We start from the raw sequence: 1657 nt of genomic DNA, 5'->3' as shown, positions 1-1657 counted from the left end.
AAAATCCTAAAATCTTAATGATTTTAGGATTTTTTTCTTTTGTAAGAGTTAAATTATCCGTTTAAATAATTTATTATTTTAAAAAATATAGGTAAGTTAATTGGATTTAGTCGAACGTATATTCTATAATTAGGTTAGGATGAAATTTAAGGAGGACAGAGCCGGTGAAAAGAGTTTGGGCTATTACCATGTAATTTTTAAATGTTTTTGGGCAAATATTACCCTTTCTTCTGACAGACTTATTAAATTTCGAAAACAATCTATTCCATCATCTTTTCGTATAGAAAAACTTATTAAGAAACATGCACTAGAAAAAATATAAATCATATATAGGTGATATCCCGTTTAAATGGTTGAGGAGGATATCATGAAGCCTATGCTACCTATTGAAAATTATTTCGGTAAGTTTGAACTAGTTTATGCATTTTATGGCACTATGCCTACAGGTGTTAGTGTTTCGGAAACTGGTCGTATTTTCATTTGTTTTCCGAAATGGGGAGACGATGTTAAATTTACGGTGGCGGAAATTGTTGAGGATAAATTGCAGCCTTATCCTAATTTACAAACCAATTTGGTTAACCCCGAGAATATCACAATGACTTTCATCAGTGTCCAAAGTGTAGTTGCTGATGGAAGGGGAACGCTTTGGGTATTAGATACAGCGGCACCCAATTTTTCTGAACCTATTAAAGGTGGGGCAAAATTAGTCGCTGTTGATTTAAAAACCAATACAATTAGAAGAGTATACACCTTTACAGAAGATGTTGTCCTGCCAACAACTTACCTGAATGATGTCCGATTTGATTTTCGTGTTGGAAACGCAGGTTATGCCTATATAACGGATTCTTCTTCCAAAGGACCAGGAGCTATTATCGTCGTAGATTTAGAAAATGGAAACGCGTTTAGACGGTTAAATGGGGCAAATTCAACTTCACCCGATCCCTATTTTATACCGAAAGTAGAAGGAAAAGTGTTGATGAATCGAAATAAAGATGGCGGGACTTCTCCATTTAGATTGGCGTCGGACGGTATTGCGATTTCTCCTGATGGAAAGGTATTATTTTTTTGTCCACTAACCAGTCGTCATCTGTTCTCGATCTCAACAGAAGCCCTGAGAGACAGAAATATACCGGACATGGATTTACTTTATCATGTGGAGTATTGGGGAGAAAAAGGGGCGTCTGATGGAATGATTACAGATGCAAAGGGGGCAATTTATGCTGGAGATTATGAGAACAATAGTATTCGAAAGATATTGCCGAATGGCACAATGGAAACCATCGCACATGATCCGAGAATTTTATGGCCGGATACTTTTTCGATTGGTCCGGATGAATACTTATATGTCATTGTGAACCAATTACATCGGCAGGCAAGATTTCATTATGGAAAAGACCTGCGACAAAAACCTTATAGTTTACTTCGTATGAAAATTGATGAATTTCCTGCTCCTACCATTTGATAATAAAAAATAGTTGGTTCATTTTTTTGTGAAATTTGAACGGGTAAGCATGGAGCCAATAGTTCCTAAATATAGCTCTATCCTAAAAGAAAAGACATCAAATTTGTAATTGTAAAAGAAAATGGCGGTCGCAAAAGGAGGGAATTCTATACTTCCCTTATTTAAATATAAATGGTTTATTAGGAACAGTTTAGG

General features: G+C 35.5%; 1 protein-coding gene. It reads left to right on the top strand.

Annotation, left to right across the window (positions count from 1 at the left end; genetic code table 11):
• The first annotated feature begins 367 nt into the window (after positions 1–367).
• Positions 368–1462, top strand: coding sequence for an L-dopachrome tautomerase-related protein (locus V7659_RS28270; protein WP_335543385.1), 1095 nt, complete (start codon positions 368–370; stop codon positions 1460–1462).
• The last annotated feature ends 195 nt before the right edge of the window (positions 1463–1657 follow it).

It is taken from the genome of Neobacillus drentensis (assembly GCF_036966985.1).
Taxonomy (GTDB): domain Bacteria; phylum Bacillota; class Bacilli; order Bacillales; family Cytobacillaceae; genus Neobacillus; species Neobacillus drentensis_E.
The sequence above is the reverse complement of the archived record's forward strand: the minus strand, read 5'-3'. Positions and strand labels throughout refer to the sequence as shown.